At 42.2% G+C, this 24,947-nt stretch carries 23 protein-coding genes; 11 read left to right on the top strand and 12 right to left on the bottom strand.

Translation table 11 applies throughout. From position 1 onward, the window contains the following. Positions 1-21: 21 nt before the first annotated feature. Together AB8P51_RS07425 and bioA are read right to left on the bottom strand one after the other, a co-directional pair. Positions 22-1,194, bottom strand: a complete 1,173-nt coding sequence (locus tag AB8P51_RS07425) for a beta-ketoacyl synthase N-terminal-like domain-containing protein (protein ID WP_369748160.1) — start codon at positions 1,192-1,194, stop codon at positions 22-24. A gap of 86 nt (positions 1,195-1,280) precedes the next feature. After that, positions 1,281-2,552 (bottom strand): adenosylmethionine--8-amino-7-oxononanoate transaminase, encoded by a 1,272-nt coding sequence (bioA, locus tag AB8P51_RS07420; protein WP_369748159.1) that lies wholly within the window; start codon positions 2,550-2,552, stop codon positions 1,281-1,283. 62 nt (positions 2,553-2,614) lie between these two features. Here bioA and AB8P51_RS07415 point away from each other — a divergent pair, with 62 nt between their 5' ends. After that, positions 2,615-4,105, top strand: coding sequence for an ArnT family glycosyltransferase (locus AB8P51_RS07415; protein ID WP_369748158.1), 1,491 nt, complete (start codon positions 2,615-2,617; stop codon positions 4,103-4,105). Here AB8P51_RS07415 and bioD read toward each other — a convergent pair. The 3 genes from bioD to AB8P51_RS07400 are packed head-to-tail and all read right to left on the bottom strand — an operon-like array spanning position 4,091 to position 6,263. Continuing rightward, positions 4,091-4,708, bottom strand: a complete 618-nt coding sequence (bioD, locus tag AB8P51_RS07410; protein WP_369748157.1) for a dethiobiotin synthase — start codon at positions 4,706-4,708, stop codon at positions 4,091-4,093. The genes AB8P51_RS07415 and bioD overlap by 15 nt on opposite strands. Before the next feature lie 6 nt (positions 4,709-4,714). Beyond that, complete coding sequence (locus tag AB8P51_RS07405; protein ID WP_369748156.1) at positions 4,715-5,116, bottom strand: DUF2007 domain-containing protein; 402 nt, start codon at positions 5,114-5,116, stop codon at positions 4,715-4,717. Next, positions 5,088-6,263 (bottom strand): aminotransferase class I/II-fold pyridoxal phosphate-dependent enzyme, encoded by a 1,176-nt coding sequence (locus AB8P51_RS07400; protein ID WP_369748155.1) that lies wholly within the window; start codon positions 6,261-6,263, stop codon positions 5,088-5,090. Before AB8P51_RS07400 ends, AB8P51_RS07405 begins: the two co-directional genes overlap by 29 nt. Positions 6,264-6,336: 73 nt before the next feature. Between AB8P51_RS07400 and AB8P51_RS07395 the strand changes: the two genes are divergently transcribed. The 4 genes from AB8P51_RS07395 to AB8P51_RS07380 all read left to right on the top strand — a co-directional run bounded on the left by AB8P51_RS07395 (position 6,337) and on the right by AB8P51_RS07380 (position 8,199). Then, positions 6,337-6,873, top strand: a complete 537-nt coding sequence (locus AB8P51_RS07395) for an N-acetyltransferase family protein (RefSeq protein ID WP_369748154.1) — start codon at positions 6,337-6,339, stop codon at positions 6,871-6,873. Positions 6,874-6,948: 75 nt separating this feature from the next. After that, positions 6,949-7,464 carry a DUF2975 domain-containing protein gene (locus tag AB8P51_RS07390; protein WP_369748153.1) on the top strand — a complete coding sequence of 172 codons (516 nt, stop codon included), beginning with the start codon at positions 6,949-6,951 and terminating at the stop codon, positions 7,462-7,464. 13 nt (positions 7,465-7,477) lie between these two features. After that, on the top strand, positions 7,478-7,990 hold the full coding sequence (locus tag AB8P51_RS07385; protein ID WP_369748152.1) for a DUF2975 domain-containing protein: 513 nt from the start codon (positions 7,478-7,480) through the stop codon (positions 7,988-7,990). A gap of 2 nt (positions 7,991-7,992) precedes the next feature. Further along, the gene (locus AB8P51_RS07380) at positions 7,993-8,199 is read left to right on the top strand and encodes a helix-turn-helix domain-containing protein (RefSeq protein WP_369748151.1); all 207 of its coding nucleotides are present in this window, start codon (positions 7,993-7,995) and stop codon (positions 8,197-8,199) included. Between the two features lie 48 nt (positions 8,200-8,247). On the opposite strand, the gene AB8P51_RS07375 is transcribed toward AB8P51_RS07380, so the two are convergent. From AB8P51_RS07375 to AB8P51_RS07350, 6 genes are all read right to left on the bottom strand, one after another. Then, the gene (locus AB8P51_RS07375) at positions 8,248-8,526 is read right to left on the bottom strand and encodes a F0F1 ATP synthase subunit epsilon (RefSeq protein WP_369748150.1); all 279 of its coding nucleotides are present in this window, start codon (positions 8,524-8,526) and stop codon (positions 8,248-8,250) included. Between the two features lie 48 nt (positions 8,527-8,574). Continuing rightward, positions 8,575-10,083, bottom strand: coding sequence for a F0F1 ATP synthase subunit beta (gene atpD / locus AB8P51_RS07370; RefSeq protein ID WP_369748149.1), 1,509 nt, complete (start codon positions 10,081-10,083; stop codon positions 8,575-8,577). Positions 10,084-10,264: 181 nt separating this feature from the next. Further along, positions 10,265-13,015: a TonB-dependent receptor gene (locus AB8P51_RS07365; RefSeq protein ID WP_369748148.1), complete on the bottom strand. Its 2,751-nt coding sequence runs from the start codon at positions 13,013-13,015 to the stop codon at positions 10,265-10,267. 227 nt (positions 13,016-13,242) lie between these two features. Beyond that, positions 13,243-15,090, bottom strand: a complete 1,848-nt coding sequence (gene glmS, locus AB8P51_RS07360) for a glutamine--fructose-6-phosphate transaminase (isomerizing) (protein WP_369748147.1) — start codon at positions 15,088-15,090, stop codon at positions 13,243-13,245. A 117-nt stretch (positions 15,091-15,207) separates the two neighbouring features. Beyond that, the gene (locus tag AB8P51_RS07355) at positions 15,208-17,034 is read right to left on the bottom strand and encodes a DUF4270 family protein (protein ID WP_369748146.1); all 1,827 of its coding nucleotides are present in this window, start codon (positions 17,032-17,034) and stop codon (positions 15,208-15,210) included. A gap of 5 nt (positions 17,035-17,039) precedes the next feature. Beyond that, positions 17,040-17,849: a glycogen/starch synthase gene (locus AB8P51_RS07350; RefSeq protein ID WP_369748145.1), complete on the bottom strand. Its 810-nt coding sequence runs from the start codon at positions 17,847-17,849 to the stop codon at positions 17,040-17,042. A 103-nt stretch (positions 17,850-17,952) separates the two neighbouring features. Between AB8P51_RS07350 and panC the strand changes: the two genes are divergently transcribed. The 6 genes from panC to AB8P51_RS07320 all read left to right on the top strand — a co-directional run bounded on the left by panC (position 17,953) and on the right by AB8P51_RS07320 (position 23,861). Beyond that, positions 17,953-18,801, top strand: a complete 849-nt coding sequence (gene panC, locus AB8P51_RS07345) for a pantoate--beta-alanine ligase (RefSeq protein ID WP_369748144.1) — start codon at positions 17,953-17,955, stop codon at positions 18,799-18,801. 13 nt (positions 18,802-18,814) lie between these two features. Continuing rightward, positions 18,815-19,165: an aspartate 1-decarboxylase gene (panD, locus tag AB8P51_RS07340; protein ID WP_129606150.1), complete on the top strand. Its 351-nt coding sequence runs from the start codon at positions 18,815-18,817 to the stop codon at positions 19,163-19,165. 3 nt (positions 19,166-19,168) lie between these two features. Next, positions 19,169-20,134: a lysylphosphatidylglycerol synthase transmembrane domain-containing protein gene (locus AB8P51_RS07335; protein WP_369748143.1), complete on the top strand. Its 966-nt coding sequence runs from the start codon at positions 19,169-19,171 to the stop codon at positions 20,132-20,134. Positions 20,135-20,161: 27 nt separating this feature from the next. Then, on the top strand, positions 20,162-21,307 hold the full coding sequence (locus tag AB8P51_RS07330) for an alpha/beta hydrolase (RefSeq protein ID WP_369748142.1): 1,146 nt from the start codon (positions 20,162-20,164) through the stop codon (positions 21,305-21,307). 94 nt (positions 21,308-21,401) lie between these two features. Continuing rightward, positions 21,402-22,763: a DNA repair protein RadA gene (gene radA / locus AB8P51_RS07325; protein WP_369748141.1), complete on the top strand. Its 1,362-nt coding sequence runs from the start codon at positions 21,402-21,404 to the stop codon at positions 22,761-22,763. Positions 22,764-22,808: 45 nt separating this feature from the next. Beyond that, positions 22,809-23,861 carry a proline iminopeptidase-family hydrolase gene (locus AB8P51_RS07320; RefSeq protein WP_369748140.1) on the top strand — a complete coding sequence of 351 codons (1,053 nt, stop codon included), beginning with the start codon at positions 22,809-22,811 and terminating at the stop codon, positions 23,859-23,861. Here AB8P51_RS07320 and AB8P51_RS07315 read toward each other — a convergent pair whose 3' ends face one another. Further along, on the bottom strand, positions 23,862-24,902 hold the full coding sequence (locus tag AB8P51_RS07315; protein ID WP_369748139.1) for an aldo/keto reductase: 1,041 nt from the start codon (positions 24,900-24,902) through the stop codon (positions 23,862-23,864). Positions 24,903-24,947 lie beyond the last annotated feature (45 nt).

Genomic DNA, 24,947 nt, shown 5'->3' with positions numbered 1-24,947 from the left:
CCCGATTATTATATCATCTGCTCATGGCTGAGGGTGCCTTAACAGCACGCTTACCGCGTTTCCTCCAAAGCCTACTGCGTTCACAAGAATTCTTTGAAGCTTTTTTGCTCCGGGAATTTCTCCGGAATACGGAACAGGAATAAAAACCTGATTCCGCAACATGAGTACAGCCAATTCCATACTCAGCATCCCCGATGCCCCAAAAGTGTGCCCTGTTTGCCATTTGTTAGAGGTAAGCAGAGGCAGGGAATTCCCGAATACCTTTTGTACCGCCCTGTATTCTGACAAATCTCCCTGAATTGTTCCCGGCGCGTGCATGACGATAGCATCTACTTCCGAAACAGCTAAATCACCAAGAGCCATAGCCATGGATTTCTGAAAACAATCGGCTTCTGTTGAAATAGAAACCGGATGCTCCAGAATTTCAGTGGCATATCCAACGCCTTCGATAATGGCCAGACTTTGGGGTGTAACCCCCTTCTGCACACAAGCCACAGCAGCTCCTTCACCCAGGACCATGCTATTCGAATTTTTATCCAGATCGAGGGCCCTGCAAGGATAGGTATCTGTTTCCTCCGAATAGATTTTAAGGGCCTTCATCTGTGCAAGCGTAAAAGGAGTAAGTGGCGCTTCACTTCCTCCTACCAGAAATCGATCAGCCATACCACTTTGTAGCCATGCAATCCCATTCAAGACTGCATGTAAAGCTGTAGAACAGGTTATCGAGTGGGATATTTCAGGACCCGTGGTCTTAAGATCATGGGCTATCCATGAAGAAATATTTCCCAGGGTTGTTGTTGGGGAAGTAGTAGGGTTTGTCCTGCCCGTTGAGATAAACTCTTTATGCCTGGATTCAAACAGACCAGTAGCGCCCCTGGAGGATCCTATATTGATTCCTATGGCCTTTTCTCCTGTCCATGATGCCGACCTAACCGCCAGTCTGGCAACATGCATAGCGAAGAGCACTGTGTCGTCTAATTGCTTGTACCGGGACTCTGATCCCCTTAATTCCTCCAGTTTTCGTCTATTTCCTTCAGATAAGGGCGCCACCGGGGTACCAGCACCATCATAGATTCGATTTTTCAGGGCGTGCTTCCCGGAAAGATAAGATGACCATACTTGTTCTTCCCCACTTCCAAGTGCAGAAAGGGATTCAATGGCAACAAGAGAAATCGGGGCACTTAGTGACTTCATACGAGGGGCTAAAATAAGGGTTCTTACTATTTCTGACTTAATGAATCCTGTAAATTTCCTTACCGGAATTTCATCATCTAATCAATTTATAAGTCGAGTTCAAGTGCTCCCCTAACAGCACTATAAACTTTGTTGAGCTGAACATCACTGATAATATATGGAGGCAGTAGGTAAATCGTCTTGCCTAAGGGTCTTAAATAAACCCCCCTCTCCATAAAATATTCGTACAATCGATCTCGCAGACTTCCGTATCTCGGTGTTTCAATCTTGAGATCCAGGGCGTAAATAACCCCTTTCTGCCTGGTCGCCGATATTCTTGGATGGTTTTTAACCTCTTTATCAAATTGCTGATGCCGGTCTGTGATCCATCTGATATTCTCCTGAATCTCCGCCGATTGTAATAATTTGAGAGCCGATAAGGCTGCCGTACAGGCCAGTGGATTTGCAGTATAGGTATGGCCGTGGAAGAACCCCTTCCTAATCTCATCGTCATAAAAGGCATTGTAAATTTCTTTTGTACAACTAGTTATGGCCATAGGGAGCAAACCGGCCGTTAGCGCCTTGGAGAGACAAATTATATCAGGTTTGATCCTTACCTGATCCGAAGCAAAATAAGTCCCTGTCTTTCCAAAGCCCGTCATTACTTCATCTGCAATGGTAAGTACTCCTTTCGATTTCAATAAGCTCAGGATCCGACTAAGATCTTCGGCACTGTGCATCTTCATGGCGGCAGCACCCTGTACCAGGGGTTCATAAACAAAGCCGGCAATATTCTCTTGTTGGAGCCGACTTTCAAGCCCGGACAAAATTTCATCTATAGTGTCTTCAGTGGGGACCGGAATGCGCTCTACCTGTATAAAATGTTCCTCAAAAGGCCCGTTATACGATGAAAGTCCGGATACGGACATCGCCCCAAAAGTATCTCCGTGAAAACCTTCCTCAAAAGCCAGCATAATAGATCGCTTCTGGCCTTTGTTGTAAAAGTATTGAAGGGCCATTTTAATGCCAATTTCAACTGCTGTTGAGCCATTGTCAGAAAAGAAGAGTTTTTCCTGGTTTGCAGGGAGTACCTCCATCAGGGCTTCAGAAAGGGCAATGGCCGGTTCGTGCGTCAGACCACTGAAAATGACCTGATCGAGCTGCTGCATCTGCATCGCTACAGCTTCCGTGATGGCAGGGTTACAATGGCCATACATAGCCGTATACCAGGAGGAAATTGCATCTATGTATTCATTCCCGTCTTCGTCGATGAGAATAGCCCCGTTTGCCTTTTTGATCCCGAGCATTTCCCTTTGGGTTTTGTGTTGTGTTAAGGGATGCCAGAGGTATCTTTTATCTCGATCTGTAAGTTTCTCCAAGGTTAAAATTTTTGGGCAACATCTAATTATCTATCTTGCATTGGGGGAAGATCCCGAAAGTTATGCCGCACAAAGTTATAACATCTCTTATACCTAAGTACGATAAATTAAAAAATGGGAAGGTATTTCTGGGCTTAGCTTTTCTCTCTGTCCTTCTCAGGCTCCCCTTTTTTTTCCGGGATTATATAGACCGCGATGAAAGTACTTTTATTCTTATGGCGCAATCCTGGGTTGACGGACAGCTGCCATATACCCATTTATGGGACCTAAAACCCCCCATGGTATTCCTTTTTTTCGCGGCGATCATATACCTCTTTGGTAAAAGTTTTATAGCAATCCGATTGATCGGCGCACTTGCTGTGGCCTGTATTGGGTGGTATACTTTTAAAATCGGGAGAGAAGTGCATAGCACAAAAACAGGATTCTGGTCTGCCATTGGATGTGTTTACCTGCTTAGCCTTTTCGGGAGCGTTCAGGGAGTGATGTCTGAACATCTGAGTATGCTGTTTTTTATTCCCGGACTTTATCTTCTGATGAAGCACAGGAATTACAAATGGTATTTTACCGCAGGGATTCTGATAGGAATTTCTCTGATGATGAAACTCAATCTTGCTTACAGCGTCCTGGGAATCGTACTATTGCTGCTGTTAAAGTCGGTCCTTGAAAAACAAATTCCCTCAGGAATTTACAAGGTGAGTTTGATTGCCGGGGGCATTATTTTAGTAATGGCAAGTACCTTTATCCCATACTTAGTTTCAGATATTCCTGAAGTTTGGTTTAATTCGGTTATACTCGCTCCTCTGGCCTATTCCAGCGATCAGCAGAGCTCTGTTTTCAATGTCCTCCCACTATGTGTCATTCTGCTGTTATTTGGATTTTTCAGCTGGAAAAGACGATGGATAGATTTCAATGTTCCCAATGTCCAGTTACTTATCGTTGTGATCGCCGGAGTGGTGATTTCCTTTCTAAAAATCGGCAGGGTAAACGGGCACTACCTCATGCAGTTGTATCCCATGTTACTGATATTGCTTGGAATTGCCTTACATAAAGCTTTTAAAAGTCGGTCAGAATTATACCCGCTAGTCCTTGGACTTATTCTTTTATTACCTGTAGAAAGTTATATGGAATATGTGAATGTCATTAAAAATAAAGTTGCCCACGGTACTTTTTTTAATGGGGAAGGGTTTACAGTGCCGGATTTTATTAAGAAAAACAACCTCAGTGAAAAGGAGGTGTTGTTTTTTGAATACCATATCGGATATTGGCTACTCGATGCCACTCCACCGACTAAGGCGGCCACGCATCCCAGTAATATTTGCAGGCCTGCCCTTTATCCTTATTACAAAAATCCCAGAAAAAATGCACTTGCAGAACTTGAATACCTGCTGGATTCTTTGCAGCCCAAAACGGTGATAACCAGAAAAGACAAATCGGTTTTCGACAAGGAATATGTAGCTGAAGATCAATATGTGAGATCCTACCTTTCGGAGCATTATCAACTTGTGGGAACTTCAGGCAGGGCTGAGATTTTTACCCGTTTAAATAGCCCTTAGCTGGCTTCTGAATTCGTCGGCGTACTTTTTTATGACCTGCTTGTTGAAGGATTCTTCCTCTGAAATTCGTCCAATAAATGATACTCCCGTTTTGGATAGAATAATATTTTCTGTGGTTGGGTGTTCCTCCCCACTAAAAATCACAAATACTTCGAGTCCCCTGGTTTTAAGAGTTTCAATCGTAAGAAGGGAATGGTTGATGCTTCCTAAGTAATGCCTTGAAACGACAATGACCTTGTACCCGGGTTTAATCAGGTCCAGGATGGTTTCGTTATCATTTATTGGCACCAGGATCCCTCCTGCTCCTTCGATGACCAGATGATTGTCGGTCAAAGGCTCTTCTATGCTGTCCTTCCTGATTTGAATCCCATCAATATCGGCAGCAGCATGCGGACTCATAGGAGATGTGAGGGCATAACTGTTTTTGTGTATTACTGTTTTTGTATTGCTGATCAGCTTTCCAACTTTGTCGCTATCAGAGTACTGAAGATCACCAGCCTGTATAGGTTTCCAGTAATCGGCTTCCAGGGCTTCGACAATGATAGCGGAAGCAATGGTCTTTCCAACTTCAGTTGAAATTCCTGTTACAAATATCCTTTTCACTGTTTATTAGGGTTGGGTGATCATTCCGCAGGAGAGGCACTTGTACTTTTTCTTTTCAAAAAACGGAAAGAGCTTATTGAGGAAGCCTTTTCGCAAGTAGTGTACTTCTGAACGCTCTGCTTTGCAATTCGGACAGACAATAGGATTTCCCTCATCGTCCTGGGCATAGCGCCGGTATTCATCGTAAATCTCAATAGCCTTGTCTTTGTCCCTGGTATAGACCTGAAGTTTTACGCCCCCGATGGCCTGACTCACCAAAGGGTCTGTATTAAGGAAGTTTTCATCCCTTAAAAAAACATAAATCCCCTCAGCTTCAAGTCGGCCCTTAATCACCTGAACATCTGCCGGGAATTCAAAGGCCCCCAGGGTATAAAATTTTTCAGGTGTGGGTTTTTTCGTTGATTGCATAAGCCAATATACTTAATACTTCTTTGATTTCTTCTTCTGTGTTAAAACTATGCAGGCAAATTCTGATCCTTTCCTTTCCTTCAGGTACGGTAGGGGCTAATATAGGTCGGACATCAAACCCCTTTTTACTGAGGGTTTGTGCAACTCTCTTAACCCTTTTATTCCCTGGGATTATGCAGGAATGAATGGCCGAGTTACTTGGTATAAAAAGATCCTTTAAACTAAGTTTCTCAATTTCCTTGTGGAAAAGATCGATGTGGGATCGGAGTTTTGACTTTCGCTCCAGAATCTCTTTCGAATCGAATTGCTGATAGGTGTGTAGTATTGAGGCAATAGTCATAGGAGGCAAGGCCGTGGTATAGATAAAACTTCTGGCAAAATTAAGCAGATACGTCCTTAACTCCCTGCTGCCCAGGATGGCAGATCCCTGAACTCCCGCTGCCTTACCAAAAGTGACAATACGGGTAAAAATACCCTGGGTAGCGTTTTTTTTGCTTTCTAATTCTGTTGGTGTTTTGTCTATTCCCCTTATGCCATGAGCTTCATCTATAATAAGTTGGCAATGGAATTCACGGCAGAGCGATATTAGGGCTTCTAGATTGGGTTGATCTCCGTCCATTGAAAATACAGCTTCAGTCACTACATAACATTGAGCATCCGGTGAAATATTTTTTCTAAGGTTCTGAAGCAGAGCCCTTAGGTGTTTGAGATCATTGTGTTTAAATTTAACACTCCTGGCCAGGCCCATTCGAATTCCATCGCGCATACTGGCGTGGATATATTCATCGTATAAAATAAGATCTCCACGTTGGGGTACGGATGAGAATAAGCCCAGATTTGCATCGTATCCCGAATTAAAAATAAGTGCAGCTTCCTCCCCGTAATAGGCAGCAAGTAACTTTTCGGTTTCTTCAAAAAGCTGATTATTACCGGATAGAAGTCTCGAGCCGGTAGAACCGTTCCCGATAAAATCACGGGATTCGAGTAGATCGGTGGCGGCCTTAAAAATCGACTTGTCCCTTGCAAGGCCCAGATAGTCGTTAGATACAAAATCCACGAGATTACTACCCGGTAAAAGCTCTCGAAAAGTATCTTCCTTCTTTCTTTGCTCTAATTTTTGCCGTAATTTATTCGGAAAATCAGCCATAAGACAAAGGTAGCATTTAGATGATTAAAAGAATTCTGAAAATGTATCTCACAAAACTCAAATATTCAAAACAATGTCTGTAGAATATGGTCGGGCCAGCACTGAGAAAGAACTTAGGGATATCCTGGAGTTACAGCGGCAGAACTTGCCTGAACAACTGTCGGAGGAATTAAAGCAGCGTGAAGGTTTTTTAACGGTAAAGCACAGTTTTGAGCTACTTAAGAAGATGAACGATGTCTGTCCGCATATTATCGCAAAGGATGGAGACCGTGTTATTGGTTATGCCCTTTGTATGCATCCCGATTTTAAGGATAAGATTCCAATACTGTTTTCCATGTTTAAGGAAATTGAAACTCAATATGGCAACGAATCCTTTCTTGTTATGGGGCAAATCTGCATTGACAAGGACTATCGTGGAAAAGGGGTTTTCAGGGGACTATACAAATCAATGAAAGAAGCAGTTGGAACTGAATATAATTTGATCGTCACTGAGGTTGACGGGCGTAATACCCGCTCTTTGGATGCTCACCTTGCCATCGGATTTAAGGTCATAAAAAAATACCAATCCGATGGGAAGGATTGGTATCTTATTACTCTAACCACAAAATAATTTATTGTAATTAAATATTTTTTTATTGTTTTTCAATAATTTTTTTATATTTGTTATTGTTAAACAATAATTATTATGAAAACATTATTTAAAGTTTTATATGCACTTTGTCTAGTCTGGATTTTGGGAGCTGCCATTAAGTTCATTGAATATCTAAGTGTACTAGCAAGGTATACTCATGATTTAGTTCTATTTTCTGATCGTGATTTTGATATAAATCTAACCTTGATTATTGCATTGGTCAATGCTATAATAACAATATACATTCTATTCCATTTATTCAATTTTGCTAAAAGCATCAAGCGGATCCAAGCAAATGTATTTTTTAGCCAAGAAAATGGAAAAGCATTTAATACTATCGGATGGGCTTTTATTTACTATTCTATATTGAAATTTATTATTGGGGTTGTTAGTGGTATTTCCAATTCTATTGAAAATGAGGTATTCACTTCTTACAACTTTGGGCACATTTTCGGTGAGAATTTAGGGGCAAGAGTGCCGTTGCTAACTTTCGCTCTTTTCCTGTTGATCATTTCTAAATTAATGAAAGATGGATTTGAATTGAAGATCGAAAACGATCTAACTATTTAAAGTATCATATATTATGAAAATGTTTGGCCCAAAATCATTGTCCTTTTACTTATTCTATTTAAGTAGAATAGCAGCCATATGTAGTATTATTTTGATAACCTATATCCTGGGTTCATTAGCAACAGGTAATTTTGAAATCGCGGATAAACAATTTCAGATAGCCCTCCCTCTTCTACCTGAAACTTTTATAAAGGGCTTCTACGAATCTAACATAATCGCAACTATAACATTGGCAATGTTGTTCTTCTCCGTCTTTTTTTATCTCTTGTCTAATATTTTAAAAACATTTAAAGCAGAAAAGTTGTTCACTCAGAAGGCCATAAAACAGCTTAACTATTTTGCTATTTTAAATCTAATAATAGGCCCAATTATTTACTTCCTGATCCATTTTATTATGGATAAGTCCAATTTCAATGATGTGTATAATTTGCTGCTTAGTTTATTACTTGGTGTATTTGTACTATTTATCAGAGCCATATTCAAAAAGGGATACATTGTACAGCACGAACAGGACCTAACAATTTAAAGATGGGAATCGTAATCAACTTAGATGTGATGTTGGCCAAACGCAAGATGAAAAGCAACGAATTAGCAGAAATAATTGGCATAACAACAGCTAACTTATCCATTCTTAAAACGGGAAAAGCAAAGGCTGTGAGGTTTTCAACCCTTGAAGCAATATGTAAAGCTCTGGATTGCCAGCCGGCAGATATATTAGAATACAGAGAAGAATAAAAAAAGCCATGCACAGCATGGCTTTAAATTTAAATATGTGTTCAGGAATTAGTCAACCAGCACAATCACCTTATTGTCATTCATCTCCATGGTCCCGCTACTGATTGCCAGGGTCATTTTCCCTTCTTTGTTTTTGGAAAATTTAGCTTCGTGTTCCTCCGGGATACTGATTTCTCCGCCAATTTTAACCTGTCCTTTCTGGAGAAGGGATACGATAGGGGCGTGATTGTCTAGCACCTGGAATTCTCCGGTAAGGCCGGGTACGGTAACTGAGTTGACCTTTCCTTCAAAGAGTGTAGCTTCCGGCGATACGATTTCTAAATGCATCTTTTGACTTTAGTATTGTTCTGTTATCTAAAGAACCTATTTGTTCAATTATGCCTCAGCCAGCATTTTCTCACCGGCTTCGATAGCTTCTTCAATAGTTCCCTTTAAGTTAAAGGCCGATTCAGGAAGGTGGTCGAGTTCTCCGTCCATGATCATATTAAATCCTTTGATAGTCTCCTTGATATCAACAAGGACTCCCGGGATACCAGTAAACTGTTCTGCAACATGGAAAGGCTGAGAAAGGAAACGCTGTACACGTCTTGCTCTACCAACTGCCAGTTTATCTTCTTCAGACAATTCTTCCATTCCGAGAATGGCGATGATATCCTGAAGCTCCTTATATCTCTGTAATAACTCTTTTACACGCTGTGCACAGGCGTAGTGTTCTTTCCCAAGGATATCAGCAGTAAGGATACGCGATGTAGAATCCAGTGGATCCACCGCAGGGTAAATTCCTAACTCCGCGATCTTTCGGGAAAGTACTGTTGTTGCATCCAGGTGAGCAAATGTTGTAGCAGGCGCGGGATCTGTTAAGTCATCCGCAGGGACATAAACCGCCTGTACTGAGGTAATAGACCCTCTTTTAGTTGATGTAATTCGTTCCTGCATGGCACCCATTTCTGTTGCCAGGGTAGGCTGATAACCTACCGCTGAGGGCATACGTCCCAAAAGGGCTGATACCTCAGATCCTGCCTGGGTAAATCGGAAAATGTTATCCACGAAAAAGAGAACGTCTTTCCCCTGTCCGTCACCTGCACCATCACGGAAATACTCAGCTATGGTAAGTCCTGAAAGGGCAACACGAGCACGTGCTCCTGGAGGTTCATTCATCTGTCCGAAAACGAAGGTTGCCTTCGATTCTTTCATGGCTTTTTTATCAACTTTAGACAAGTCCCAGCCTCCTTCTTCCATGGAATGAAGGAAATCGTCTCCATATTTTATAATTCCTGATTCTAGCATCTCCCTGAGCAGGTCGTTCCCTTCCCTGGTACGCTCACCAACACCAGCAAATACGGATAGACCTCCGTGTCCTTTGGCGATGTTGTTAATCAGTTCCTGGATAAGTACGGTCTTTCCAACTCCTGCACCACCAAACAAACCGATCTTTCCTCCTTTTGCATACGGCTCAATAAGGTCGATGACCTTGATCCCGGTGAAGAGAACTTCTGTAGAAGTCGACAGATCTTCAAACTTAGGTGCTTCCCTGTGGATGGGCAGTCCGTTTTTTCCTTCCTTGGGAAGGTCTCCCAGCCCGTCAATAGCATCCCCGATCACATTGAAGAGTCGGCCATAAATATCTTCCCCTACGGGCATTTGAATAGCTTTCCCGGTAGAGACAACATCAACTCCCCTGCTAAGACCGTCAGTAGAATCCATAGATATGGCACGAACACTGTTCTCGCCGATATGGGATTGAACTTCCAGGACAAGAAGTGTACCATCGCTTTTTGTGATTTCAAGGGAATCATAGATTCTTGGAAGATCCGATCCGGATGCGAACTCTACGTCGATCACCGGGCCGATGATCTGAGAAACTTTGCCAGTTACTTTAGCCATTATTCAATTTTTTGATTCAATTAAAGGAAAATTAAAAGGCCATCTAAAAGGAGTAATGGCTTCTTTTTTCCGGCTGCAAAGATATGTCATAACATTGTAAATAAGAATGCTTTCCCTTACTTTTTTCACATAAAAAAAGCACCGGTTTCCCGGTGCCTTTGTACTTGGTTTATTCCGCCTTTTAAGGGTTTACAGTCCAGGATACATAGAATATGGACCCTACTCCTCCTGTTCCCACAGCAGAGAAATATTCCTGCCCGAGGATGTTAGATCCTCCAACCTTAAATACCGACTTGATATTTGGCACAGCATAGTTAATTTGAGCATCCAGAACCGTGAATGAAGGTAATTGTCCATCAGCAAATGTTGCCTGCCAGAAGTAGGTATCACTCCAGCGGTAATTCACATTAAATCCAAAATTCTCAAACAATTCGGTATTTCCGAATGACGCCTTTACCTTGTGGTTGGGCGTATTGAAGTTCGTTCGGAAATCAGGGAAAGCTGCCTGATCAAAATCGATTTCTGCATAGGTATAGTTCACCCCAAGATCAAAATTACCCAGCACTTTAAAATCCAGGCCTATTGTAGCTCCATATGAATTTATATCAGCTAATGAATTGGTGTAGGTCTGATAAGGTGCAAAATCCCCATTCTGTAATGCAAGAAGTGACAATGCATTATCCCCGGCTGTTCCATACAAGGGCACTAATACTGTAGTATTCGAAATAAAGTTCTTATACTGGTTGTAGTAACCGCTCAGATCAATCGTCACTTTTCCAAATTGAGCCCTGTAACCAGCTTCGAAGGCTGTGATCTCTTCTGGTTTTACTACTGGTGTATTTACCGCTGTTGGAGTACCAGCACTAACAGAAGCAGCTGCGAAAGCATTTTCATATGCCGCTCTTCCCACAACAGTAGCGGTGCTAGAACCGGTTAAAGTCTCGCCAGCTGCACTAAGAGGAAAGTTTCTGATATCCCTGTCCAGGTTGTCAGGTGCTGAGCCTACCAATACGGCTAACCCGGCATCCAGGCCAATAAACAGATCCTGAGTCGTAGGATTTCTGAAACCCTGTTGGGCCGAGATCCGGAAATTCTGATTCCTGTTCTCTCCGGCAGTATATGCAAAAGAAATTCTTGGAGAGAAGAACCCATCGAAGAACTGATTCTTATCATAGCGAATAGAACCTGTGAATTTCAATCTTTCTTCTAACATCTTTTTCTGAATCTGCATATAAGCCCCATATTCATTATATGCAATAGGCCCGTCAATATCGGTAAAGATGGTACCATTAGAATTTAAGACGTATTCACGGAAAGACCCGCCGATCTGTACATCAGCAAAATCACCTGTCAGATAGCTAAAATTATAATTAGCTTCGATATGGCGCAATTTGGTATTATCAATGAATTTTGAGCCGGTAAGAAGGTCACCGTCTGCGGTTACCTGATTAAATGCATTTTGATATTCAGGCGTTCCAGGAAGAAATCTACCTGTATCGGCTGCCTGCCTGGCTGCAGCATGGGCTGTAGCATCATCAGCGAGCACTCCGGTACCTATTCCTAGTCGCGCACCAATATAAGTAGTTGCGTATTCTTCAAACCATTGCTGATCTCCTTTCCACCTTCGGTTAATATTGAGAGCGGTAAATCGTGTATCATAAGAATCTCCTGAATTTTCTGAGGTGATATATCCTCTTAGGAAGAAATTATCATTCCTGAATTCCAATTTATGCTGCTGCATAATAAAGTTCTTTATAGCGTACCTGCTGGCACCCTGATAGATTGTATTTCCCCTACCTACTCTTCCGTTATAAATTATCTCAAAATCATCGGCAAACGGTCTGTAATGCACAGAAAAATCCGTCTTGACACTCTCTGCACCGTAATTGGCCAGGTCTATTTCATCATATCCGGTTCTGGATACTCTAGCCGACCCCAGTGTTCCTGAAGGAAGACCTGCCAGTTGATCAAAATTAAGTGGAATGGTAAAGTCATCTCCATATACATTAAGACCATTATAGGCGGGATCTGTTCTGTCAGCTCCAGGATTGGAAATATCATCTGTCCTGTTGGCATGCCAGTCCTCTCCTTTTAAAAAGGAAAAGTTGGCTTTTACAGCAAGTTTATCGCTAAAGGCGTGTGACGCCCTGATTCCAAAATCGTAATAATTATTATCTCCTGCGGCTTCCTGAGAGGTGATTCCTGTTTTAAAATAAGCGCTGATTCCCTGGAAATCGAAGGGATTCTTACTCCTCATAAACAGAATCCCGTTAAATGCACCTGCACCGTAGAGCGCTGAAGATGCGCCGGGAAGGATCTCAACCGACTGTACTTCCAGTTCGGACATCCCCACCAGGTTACCCAGTACAAAGTTGAGTCCGGGGGCCGAGTTGTCCATACCGTCTACCAATTGAAGAAAACGGGTGTTGGCAAAAGTGGCGAACCCTCTTGTATTTATCGACTGGAAGGTTAAACTGTTAGTGTTGATGTCAACCCCTTTTAAATTCTGTAGTCCCCCATAGAAGGATTCAGCAGCGGTATTTTTAATTTCTTTCAACCCAAACCTTTCTACGGAAACCGGAGATTCAAAAAGTCGTTCCGGTGTCCTCGAGGCAGAAACTACAATCTCGTCCAGCAGTGTTGATGACTCCTGGAGGACAATGTCCAGCGTTTGGTTGTTAGAAGTAACCTGAATGGTAATTTCGGTATAACCAATACTTGTAATTTTAAGCACAAAAGGAGGTGCCTGGGTTGTGGACAGGGTAAAATTTCCGTCGAAATCTGCCACTGCTCCGGTAGTGGTCCCTATTATGACGATATTTGCTCCTGGTATAGGTTCTCCGCCATCGTCTTTTACGGTTCCCTGAATTGTGGTTTGTGCATTAATTCCATACCCTATAAGCAGGAAGAATAATAATAGTGCTGTTCTCATTCGTCTGGGTCTTTGTTATAGCGGGCAATTTAACAATTTTTTTACGTCGTAGAATACTAATATCAAAAAAAGCTATGGGAAGAATTGTTAATTTATAATTGCAGGGGATAGATTATTGTCAATTTGGTAAGATTTATCCTCCTGAAAAAGAATCAAATAAAGCAGAAATCAAAAAAAAAGCAGCTCCCGAATTTCAGGAACTGCCGTTATAAAATTTTTAATTGAATTTATTCTACGGTAACCGATTTAGCAAGGTTACGGGGTTGATCCACATTACAACCTCTCATAACAGCGATGTGATAAGAAAGAAGTTGCAAGGGAATGGTTGTTACCAGCGGACTCAGTCCTTCTAAAACTTCAGGCACTTCAATAACGTGATCTGCCAGTTCTCTTACCTGGGTATCTCCTTCAGTTACAATGGCGATAATCTTTCCTTTACGTGTCTTTATCTCCTGGATATTACTCACCACTTTCTCATAATGCCCCTTCTTGGTGGCAATGACTATTACGGGCATCTGCTCATCGATCAATGCGATGGGGCCGTGCTTCATCTCGGCGGCAGGATAACCTTCCGCATGGATATAACTGATCTCTTTAAGTTTTAAAGCTCCTTCCAGGGCTACAGGAAAATTGTATCCTCTTCCCAGATAAAGGCAGTTTTCTGAGTCTTTATAGACATCTGCGATGATTTCTACCAGTGGATTTGCTTCAAGGGCTTTTTCGACCTTTTCTGGTATGTTTTCCAGTTCTACAAGTATTTCGTGATACTTGGTTTCATTGATCGCGCCCTTTTCCTTGGCAAGCTTTAGGGCCAGTAAGGTCAGGATAGTGATCTGAGTGGTGAAAGCCTTGGTAGACGCCACACCAATTTCCGGTCCTGCATGCGTATAGGCTCCGGCATGGGTCTCCCTTGCAATAGATGAACCTACCACATTACAGACTCCAAACACAAAAGCACCATGCTCCTTTGCCAGTTTAATGGCTGCCAGGGTATCTGCAGTTTCCCCGGATTGTGAAATCGCAATAACAACATCTTTATTGGTGATCACTGGATTCCGATACCTGAATTCAGAAGCGTATTCCACTTCAACAGGTATCCGGGCAAGATCTTCAAAGATATATTCAGCCACAAGGCCGGCATGCCATGATGTACCGCACGCAACAATAATGATGCGATTTGCATTCATAAACCGCTCAAGGTTATCATCTATCCCCGACATTTTTATCAATCCCTGATCTACCAGCAATCTACCCCTGTAGGTGTCCTTAATCGCCCTGGGTTGTTCGTAGATCTCCTTCAGCATAAAATGGTCATAACCGCCTTTCTCTATTTCCTCCAGATTGAGTTGTAATTCCTGAATCATGGGGTAGGCCACCGCGTCATTTTTAATCTTTCGCAATTTTATTTCCTTCCCGGGCCTTACGATCGCCATCTCCTCATCTTCAAGGTATACTGCATTATTGGTATACTCAATAAATGGTGAAGCATCTGAAGCGATAAAGAATTCATTTTCGCCAATTCCTATAGCCAGCGGACTTCCTAATTTTGCAACAACTATCTCATCGGGCTTTGCCTTGTCGAAAACTGCTATGGCATAGGCTCCAACTACCTGGTTTAAAGCAATCTGAACGGCTTTTCCAAGTTTTACTTTTTCTTTCTTTTTTACCTCTTCAATCAGATTTACGAGAACTTCGGTATCCGTATCAGATTCAAAGACATACCCCCTTTTAGTGAGTTCCGTTTTTATAGCCTCGTAATTTTCAATGATTCCATTGTGGATAATCACCAGGTCTCCGGAATTAGAGTAATGTGGATGGGAATTCACATCGTTTGGTATCCCATGAGTGGCCCAACGGGTATGGCCCATTCCGAGAGAACCGTTTATTGATATGTTCTTTTCTGATTTGTTTTTCAGGTCGACCACCTTGCCCTTTGTCTTGGACATATTGATCTGGTTTCCATCGAACAGAGCGATTCCGGCACTGTCATAGCCCCTGTACTCCAGTCTTTGAAGCCCTTTCATAATGATGGGATATGCCTCCCGGTGACCTATATAACCAACTATACCACACATAGTAATTAGAGATTAAGCATTTTTATGGATTGTAAATTTACGAGAAGAAATGAAATAACGCTCGTTTTTAGGTTGTATAACGAGATTTATCCGCCAGTGGTATGCTAAGAAGAGGATTTAATTAATTTCTGTATAGAATATTTCGAGCTTAAGCTTCTTATCCTCAGGAACATTGGCTTCGCTACCATATAATATTGTTCCTAAAGGACTCAGAGTTGCAGCAACAGGGAGATCTTTATCAGAATTGCCATCGACCACCGCACTGTTAGCGCCCGAAATACGTATATCTGGTGAAATGGCAAGTCCGAGGGTTGCATTGACTGAATCGCGGAGGATCAGATTGTTAACATGATCGGTAATTCTAATTTTATATTTAATTCCCTGATCATTTTCTTCCTGTAAAATAGCATCGTAATCGAGGTAAATTCCAAATCGGGAGTCTTCAATAGAATATTCACTTGTAGCATTGTAAACCGGGCTATTGGTCTCAGCATTGTACATATACAACCTTAAAGGTTCTGTAATACCTCCGGCAGCGTCCAGTGTTTCCCTGTCTACATAAAAAACAAGATTGGCCTCGTTTATTATCCAGTTTCTCGATTTAATATCATTGACTATGGCCTCCCCATTGTTTTCTTCAAAAAGCGCTAATTCAGCGTATGTGCCCGGGCCCCCTTTCAGATATATCCGGGAAGCATTATTTCCTGTATCCAGATTATCTGAAATTTCCGCAGGATAAGGTTCGGAAATTATAGTATTTACAGCATTTCCTGAAATGGGTGCATTGGTCTGACCGGTAATAAGGCTGATGGTGTATTCCCTTTCGTCAGTCTCCAGTTCCTCGTCTACTATCCGATCATACTCATAAGTGATAGTAATACTGGCACTCCTAAGATCGAGGAGAAGCATAATATCGTCTGTTATCGGAGTAACGGATAAATGAAGGCCTCTGAAAAAATCCTTAAAGTTAGAATTGCTGATAAGTTCTGATTGTCCTTCCTTGTCCAGAATATTCGCCTGAAAGAAATCAGGATCTAAAGAAACCCTTATTCCCGGCTCTATTACTTGCGGAGCTTCCAGAGATTCATCATCTTCGGTATCCGGGTCATCTTCTGCAAAAACAAGAGTTTGTTCATCATCTATCAATACCTCACCATCGAAAAGAACATCGGATACAAATGAAGGTGCGAACTCCTGACTCGAATAATACTCCTGGGCTTCCAGAAAATTTGTGTTAGGATCAAGGTCACGTAAAAAGTAGGTAGACCTTTGTACTTTTAAATTAAATGGCACATCCCTGTTACCGTAAATACTATCCAGGTCTCTTTTAACCGGAAATCTGTTGGCAAGGGTACTCGTATCTTCATCATCGGCAATTCCATCCCCGTCAGTATCGGGATTCAACGGATCCGTGCCTAAAAGTCGTTCTTCGTTATCTGTTAGTCCGTCCCCGTCACTATCACTATCGGGGTCTTCAGGATCTGCATCCAACTCGTCTATCACTCCGTCGAGATCAGTATCTGCATTGTCGTTTCTCAAATATGGGATATACAATACAACGTCTAATATTCTTTCGTTTTCCTCTATGGTAGCATCCACATCGTCAGTATCAGAAATATCTTCTGTGCTCTGTGCATAATTGCCAAAAATTGGATTTCCAACACCTCCCTGCAGGGATACCTGCGTAGTAATGCTTGCAGTAGTCCTGCCAAAAACAGGGTCATTAAACACCCCTATTTGATATATAGGTAACTTATTCGTCTGAACAGCTATCACATTCTTATTGTAGGCAAAAACATCGTAGACGGCTACGTCTGAGGTAAAGGGATTCTGGTCGATGACCCCTCTACCGATGGTTGTGACGTCTTCTTCGCAGGAAGAAACCGCAATAAGCAGGAGTGTTCCTATAAGGGCAGGAACTGTACCTCGTAAAAAGAATCGCATGGGGCTTATTTTAAAACTTCGGTGTCATAAAAATTTGCATAGGCCTCTTCAAATTCCTGAAGTGGAACATATGGTAACACGGGCTTTTGAAGGTTGTTGATGTGCGCAAGCAGATCTTCCGGAATCCCTTCAGCTGCTAAAATTACAGCATCAGAATTATTGACCCCTATTTTTAACAAATTATTATATGTAGGCTCTTTAAGGAGGGTAACAGCGTCTTCAGCAATACCGTCGAAGGTTACTTTTTTTATCAGGTCTTTATCGAGTGTCCCCTCAAAACTCTTCCCATAAACGGAGAGTACAATTTTGCTGTCTGCAAAAAGGGGTTCATCGGCGTAATATTTTCTCAGGTATAGAGGAAGCAGAGAAGACATCCAACCGTGAACGTGGATGATATCCGGGTTCCAATTTAGCTTTTTAACTGTTTCTACTACTCCTTTGGCAAAAAAGATGGCACGCTCATCGTTATCGGCAAACATATCACCGTTCTCATCGGTAAAGGTTGCTTTTCGTTTAAAGTACTCCTCGTTATCTATAAAATAAACCTGAATCCTTTCTTTTGGGATAGAAGCCACCTTAATGATCAAAGGCATATCCATGTCATTTATGACCAGGTTCATTCCCGACAGCCTGATCACCTCGTGCAGCTGATGCCTCCGTTCGTTTATATTGCCATATCGCGGCATAAAGATCCGGATTTGACCGCCTTTGCTATTCACCATTCTAGGTGTTTCGTAAGACATTAAGGAAACTTCATTCTCTGGTAGGTAGGGCACTAATTCTGAAGATACAAACAATATCTTTTTACCATTCATACAGGTCGTCTTTTATTTATCGCAGAAACGTAGCTGCAAAATTACAAAAATTATGCAGATTAGCTGTAATTATAGTAAGTTTGCTCGCTTTTTAAATTTTGGTATGAAGTTGATTTCGGGTAAAAAAGAGCTCCTTTCCCATTTAAATTCTAATAAAGCTGAGTCGGGAACTCTCGGTTTAGTTCCAACTATGGGCGCTTTGCATGAAGGACATTTAAGTCTGGTGGAGAAAGCTTTGGCAGAAAATGAGCGAATTGTAGTAACAATATTTGTAAATCCTACCCAATTCAATAATGCAGAGGACCTTAGGAAGTACCCCAAAACTCTGAAAGCTGATCTGGCCTTATTAGAAGTATTAAGCGGAAACATCACGGTATTCGCCCCGGCAGTAGAAGAACTGTACAGTGAAGACATTGCCTCAAAACAGTACTCCTTTGACGGTCTCGACAAGGTTATGGAAGGGGAATTCCGTGGCGGGCATTTTAATGGTGTTGCTACTATTGTAGAAATGCTGTTTGATTTGATCAGGCCAGACAAAGCCTATTTTGGGGAGAAAGACTTTCAACAACTCCAGGTAGTGACCCGACTGTCAGAAAGTCTGCCATTTAAGGTGGAGGTAATAGGCTGTCCTATCGTTCGTGAGACCAATGGCCTGGCGTTGAGTTCACGTAATCGTCTGCTTTCGGAGCAGATGAGAAAGAAGGCAGGTTTAATCTACAGAACCCTGAAAGAGGTCAAACGTATGTTTGGCACGGAAAATGCGACTACTATAAGTAAGTATGTGTCGAGCGTTTTCGCTTCGGAACAGGATATGAAATTAGAATATTTTCAAATCGCCGACGTTCAAACACTGACACCGATGATTAGAAAACAAAAAAACAGAAAATACAGAGGCTTTATTGCCGTTTATGCCGAGGGGGTTCGCCTCATTGACAATATAGCTGTGAATTGATTACTTTTGCGCCATGAAAATTGAAGTAGTAAAATCAAAAATACACCGGGTAAAAGTTACCGGGGCAGACCTGAATTATATCGGTAGTATTACCATTGATGAGGACCTGATGGATGCGGCCAATATTATTAAAGGAGAAAAAGTTCAGATCGTCAACAATAACAACGGCGAACGCCTGGAGACCTATGCTATCCCCGGACCCAGAAACACTGGGGAATTAACTTTAAATGGTGCTGCAGCGAGAAAAGTAGCCGTAGGCGATATCCTGATACTGATCACCTACGCCTGGATGGAAATCGAAGAGGCTAAAACCTTTGAGCCTGCCATGATCTTTCCCAACGAAGAGAACAATCTTTTAACCTAAACTTTGAGCTCCCGCTTAAAAAGACTTCTGAAAATTATCGTCCCGGTCCTCCTGGGAGTTTTTTTGGTTTGGTATTCTTATTACAACACATCTCCTGAAGACAGGAAGGAGATCTTCAGATACATCAGGGAAGCCGATCTATTTTGGGTGGCAATATCTGTATTGATCGGGATATTGAGTCATATCTCAAGGGCCGTCAGATGGAATTATTTACTGGAACCCCTTGGTTACCGGGCCAAAATCTGGAATAATATCTTTTTTATTCTTATCGCCTATTTTGCCAACCTGGGAATCCCCAGATCCGGCGAAGTGTTGAGGGCAACGGCACTGGCTACTTATGAAAAAGTGCCTTTCCAAAAGGGATTCGGAACCATCGTTACAGAACGAGTAATCGATCTGTTGATGCTACTGCTGATAATTTTTATAGCCCTCCTTTCTCAAACCAATATCATTCTTACCTATCTCAAAGCCAACGGGATTGGCCTTACCGCAACCCTTATCCTGGTTGCAGCTGGTATACTATTCCTGTTTATCTTTCTCGCCTTTCTCAGGAGATCCAGTTCCCGACTTGCGATTAAATTGAAAGATCTTGTAAAAGGCCTGCTCGACGGAGTAATGAGCATCTTTAAAATGAAAAACAAATGGCTCTTTATCTTCCATACCTTTTTTATCTGGGGTGCCTATGTTGCCATGTTCTGGGTAATCAAATTTACCGTTATAGAAACTATACCCCTGAACCTATCTGAGTTTCTCGTTGCATTTATTGCAGGCGCCTTTGCCATGTCTACCACAAATGGAGGAATCGGACTCTATCCTATTGCAGTGAGTAAAGCCTTATCTATTTATGGAGTTAGTGCAGTTTCCGGAGATGCCTTTGGTTGGATTATGTGGATCGCCCAAACCCTCATGGTTGTTGTATTCGGTGCAATATCTTTTCTACTCTTACCGTTATTGAACAGAAACCGATAGGTTTTCAATAACCCAAAAACCAACCCAATGAGGAATGTCATATTAATGACCCTTGTCTTATTTATTACCCAGAGCACTTTTGCCCAGGTAACTCACGAAATTTTCGAATCGTTTAAACTACAGGAAAGACGTAATGTCTCTTATTATTTTCCCGAGGATTATACCCCTGAAAAAAAATATCCTTTAATAGTTGTACTCGATGCGGAATACCTCTTTGACCAGGTAGTTGCTAACGCCAAATTTTACAGCAGATTTGAAGGAATGCCCCAGGTAATTATTGTAGGGATTGATCAGAGTAAAGATGATCTGCGATGGGATGACTGTGCTTTTGAAGAGGCTTCCGGGTTACCGGCAGAAAAAGGTAAAAGTTTCTATGAGTTTATTGGGATGGAGATTGTCCCATATCTCGATCTTACCTACAGTACTGCACCTTTCAGAATGTTTATTGGGTACGATATCACGGCCAATTTCGGGAATTACTTCCTTTTTAAAGACCGATCCTTTTTCAATGCTTTTATCAGTATTGCCCCTCATCTGGCACCGGAAATGGAAATCAGAGTGCCTGAACGATTAATGGCGATGGAACAGCAAATATTTTATCACCTCATCGCAGGGGGAGGGAAACCCGCCACTGGAAATGAAATCAAATTACTGGACCAAAACCTCAGAAAAGTCGATAAGCCTTCCATTCACTACTCTTTTGACGCTTACCCGGAGTCCAATGAAGTTTCTGTTGTTACTTATGGTCTTGGAAAAGCCTGGGAAAAAATGTTTGAAGTTTTTAAACCTATTTCCCCAAAGCAGTACAGAGAAGAGATTCTGACCTCAGATGAGCCCGCTTTTAAATACCTTGAGGATAAATACAACACTATTGAAGAGCTGTTCGGTTTTCGCAAAAGCGTAAGTCTTAACGATATTATGGCCATTTATGCCGCCACCAGAAAAAAAGATGATTTTGAATCTTTAAAACCCCTTTCAGATTTGTGCAAGAAAGAATACCCGGAAACTATGCTCGGATTCTTTTTTGAGGGGGAATATTACGAACAGTTGGGAGAGGCTAAAAAGGCCTTGAGGACCTTTGAAAAAGCCTTCGGTATGCAGGAAATCGATTTCCTAACCAAGGAACTCGCCCTGGAAAAAATCGATGCGATAAAGGCCGACTTCGGATATTAGCAAAACACACATCTTACAACAACATTTACACCCTGCTTTTTAGCGGGGTGTTTCTTTTGTTATTTACAATTACCACTATATCTTTAGCCATATCATGGCAAAGACAAAAACCGCTTTTTTCTGTCAGAATTGTGGCACTCAGTACGCCAAATGGGTCGGGCAATGCTCCGCCTGTAAAGAATGGAATACCATTGTGGAAGAAGTAGTGCAAAAAGAAGAGAAAAAAAGCTGGAAAGTCGAAATGAATGGTGCTCCAAAAAGTGCTGCCCCGGTAAATATCTCAGATATTGATACGGATAAGGAAATCAGGTTTGATGTCCTTGATAATGAATTTAACCGCGTTCTTGGAGGCGGACTGGTTCCAGGTTCTTTAGTACTCCTGGGGGGAGAGCCGGGGATAGGCAAAAGTACCTTACTGCTTCAGATCGCTCTGAGGCTGCCTTATAAAACGCTTTATGTTTCCGGTGAGGAAAGTATGAAGCAAATTAAAATGAGGGCAGAGAGAATCCAACCTGATAGTTCCAACTGTTTTATCCTGACGGAAACTAAAACACAGCAGATCTTCAGGCAAATTGCTGAGGTAAATCCTGACATTGTAGTAATTGATTCTATCCAGACCCTGCATTCGGATTATATAGAATCCTCCGCAGGAAGTATCTCTCAGATACGGGAATGTACAGCAGAGCTTATCAAATTTGCAAAGGAGACAAATACGCCCGTGATCTTAGTTGGCCATATAACAAAGGATGGGACCATAGCCGGACCTAAGATTCTTGAACATATGGTAGATACAGTACTTCAATTTGAAGGAGATCGGAACTATATGTATCGGATTCTCAGGGCCCTGAAAAACCGCTTTGGTTCAACAGCCGAATTGGGCATCTATGAAATGCAGGGAAGCGGACTAAGGGAAGTAAGTAATCCGTCTGAGATTCTGATTTCTAAATACGATGAAGCCTTAAGTGGAACGGCCATAGTTGCTACCCTGGAGGGTATGCGCCCGCTGCTGATTGAAATTCAGGCACTTGTAAGCTCTGCCGTGTATGGAACCCCACAGCGCACTGCTACCGGATTCAACGCAAAAAGACTAAATATGCTACTGGCTGTACTAGAAAAAAGAGCCGGGTTTAAACTTGGCGCCAAAGACGTCTTTCTAAATATCACCGGAGGTATAACTGTTGATGATCCTGCCATTGATCTGGGTGTCGTTGCGGCTGTTCTTTCCAGTAATGCCGATATTCCCCTGGAAAAAGGTGTTTGCTTTGCTGCAGAAATTGGCCTTGCAGGGGAAGTGAGACCTGTTCGAAGGGTAGACCAACGTATCCTTGAAGCAGAAAAACTAGGGTTCACCCGGATTTTTGTCTCTAAAAACAATAAAATTACGCTGAAAAATCACAGGATCCTGATCAGTAAAGTAGGAAAGATTGAAGATGTTATCAGGGAATTGTTCAGCTGAGGTATCGAATAATTACTAACTTTATTTCTCACCAAACCTAAGACAATGAAAGCGTATTCCATCCTCTTTTTAGCGGTCCTTACTCTCTTATCATGCAAATCGAATACAGAAAAAACAGAACAGGCTGAGAGCAGCAGTGCTGAACAGTATCTGAGTTTTGAAAACAGGGACGACCAGTTCACCGGGGGAATTAAAATGATCCCGATCACTACTGAAAAAGGAACTTTTAATGTCTGGACCAAACGCATAGGCAACAATCCGACTAAAAAAGTATTACTCCTTCATGGCGGACCTGGAATGACCCACGAATTATATGAATGCTTTGACGGATACTTTCCACAGGAGAATATTGAATATATCTACTATGACCAATTGGGATCTTATTTCAGCGACCAACCCGATGACCTCAGCCTTTGGACAAAGGAGCGATTTGTTGAAGAGGTGGAGCAGGTACGGAAAGCCCTGGGATTAGACGCCTCAAACTTCTACCTGCTGGGTCAATCCTGGGGTGGAATACTGGCAATGGAATACGCCTTTAAACACCAGGATAACCTCAAGGGATTGATTATCTCAAATATGATGAGTAGTGTTCCCGAGTACAACGCTTATGCCCAGAATGTCCTTGGGCCACAAATGGATCCTGAAATCTATCAGGAAATTAAAGCAATGGAAGATGCCGAAGACTTCGCTAATCCAAAATACGGGGAATTGCTGTTTGAACATTACTACACCGAACATGTACTGAGAATGCCTCCGGAGGAATGGCCCGAAGCCGTAATGAGAAGTCTTAAACACGCTAACAACCAGGTCTATGTACATATGCAGGGTTATAGCGAATTTGGTATTACAGGGGATGCTACCTTAAAGGACTGGGATGTAAAGGACCGACTGAAAGAAATTGAAGTTGCAACCCTTGTCATCGGTGCTCAGTATGATACAATGGATCCCTCCCATATGGAATGGATGTCTGAAGAAGTCAAAAACGGCAGATACTTATATTGCCCAAATGGCAGTCACTTATCTCAGTACGACGATCAGAAAAACTACTTTGAAGGCGTGATCCGGTTTATTCACGATGTGGATCAAAAGACCTTCTGATCAGGGAGCGGGATCCGGGTGTTGCTCGTGTATGGCTTCAATACCCTGAAGTATTTCTTCGCTGAGGACAAGGTCAATACTGCCAATATTTTCTTTAAGTTGCTCCATAGAGGTAGCTCCTATGATTGTACTTGTTAGAAATGGTCTTGAATTGACAAAAGCAAGCGCCATTTGTGTAAGCGACATGTCATTTTCCCTGGCAAGATCCTGATACTTCTGAGTTGCCTCCAGAGCAATCTCATTACTGTATCTCGCATAAGCTGGAAATAACGTGATCCTGGCATTCTCCGGCTTTTGTCCCCCTAGGTATTTTCCACTAAGCACTCCGAAACCAAGGGGAGAATAAGCAAGCAATCCAATCTTTTCCCTTATGGCTATTTCAGAAAGTCCAACTTCAAAAGTTCGGTTCAGAAGGCTGTAGGGATTTTGTATGCTAACCATACGCGGAAGACTTTTATGAACCTTGCTTTCCTCAAGAAATCGCATGGTTCCCCAGGGGGTCTCATTAGACAGGCCCACATGACCTATTTTTCCTTCCTTAATTAAATCCCTCAGGGTTTCCAGAACCTGATGAATGTTATCCTGCCAGAAATCCGAGATGTCGTGTTTGTATCCCCTTTGCCCAAAGTAGTTGGTCGAACGCTCAGGCCAGTGCAATTGATACAAGTCGATATGCTCCGTTTGCAGGCGTTTAAGGCTGCCGTTTACTGCTTCCACCAAGCCATCTTTTTTAAAACCTGTTGTCCTGATGAATTTGGTGAAAGACGCTTTCCCTGCGATCTTGGATGCCAGAACAATCTTATCTCTCTTCCCTGTTTTATGAAACCAGTTTCCTATGATCTTCTCAGTCAGGGCATACCGATCGGGGTGTGCAGGTATGGGATAAAGTTCGGCCGTATCAAAGAAATTGACCCCCTGCTCTACCGCATAATCCATCTGCGAATGACCTTCAGCTTCAGTATTTTGTTTTCCCCATGTCATGGTACCTAAGCAGATTTTGCTCACTTCAAGGGAAGTATGTGGCAGTGTAGTATAAATCATGAATTCTTGAATTATAATTCGGCAGCAAAGGTAGGCATCCCTTTG

The organism is Muriicola sp. SD30, assembly GCF_041205185.1.
Taxonomy (GTDB): domain Bacteria; phylum Bacteroidota; class Bacteroidia; order Flavobacteriales; family Flavobacteriaceae; genus Muriicola.
Note: the sequence above shows the minus strand (reverse complement) of the source record. Positions and strands in the feature narration are given on the sequence as shown.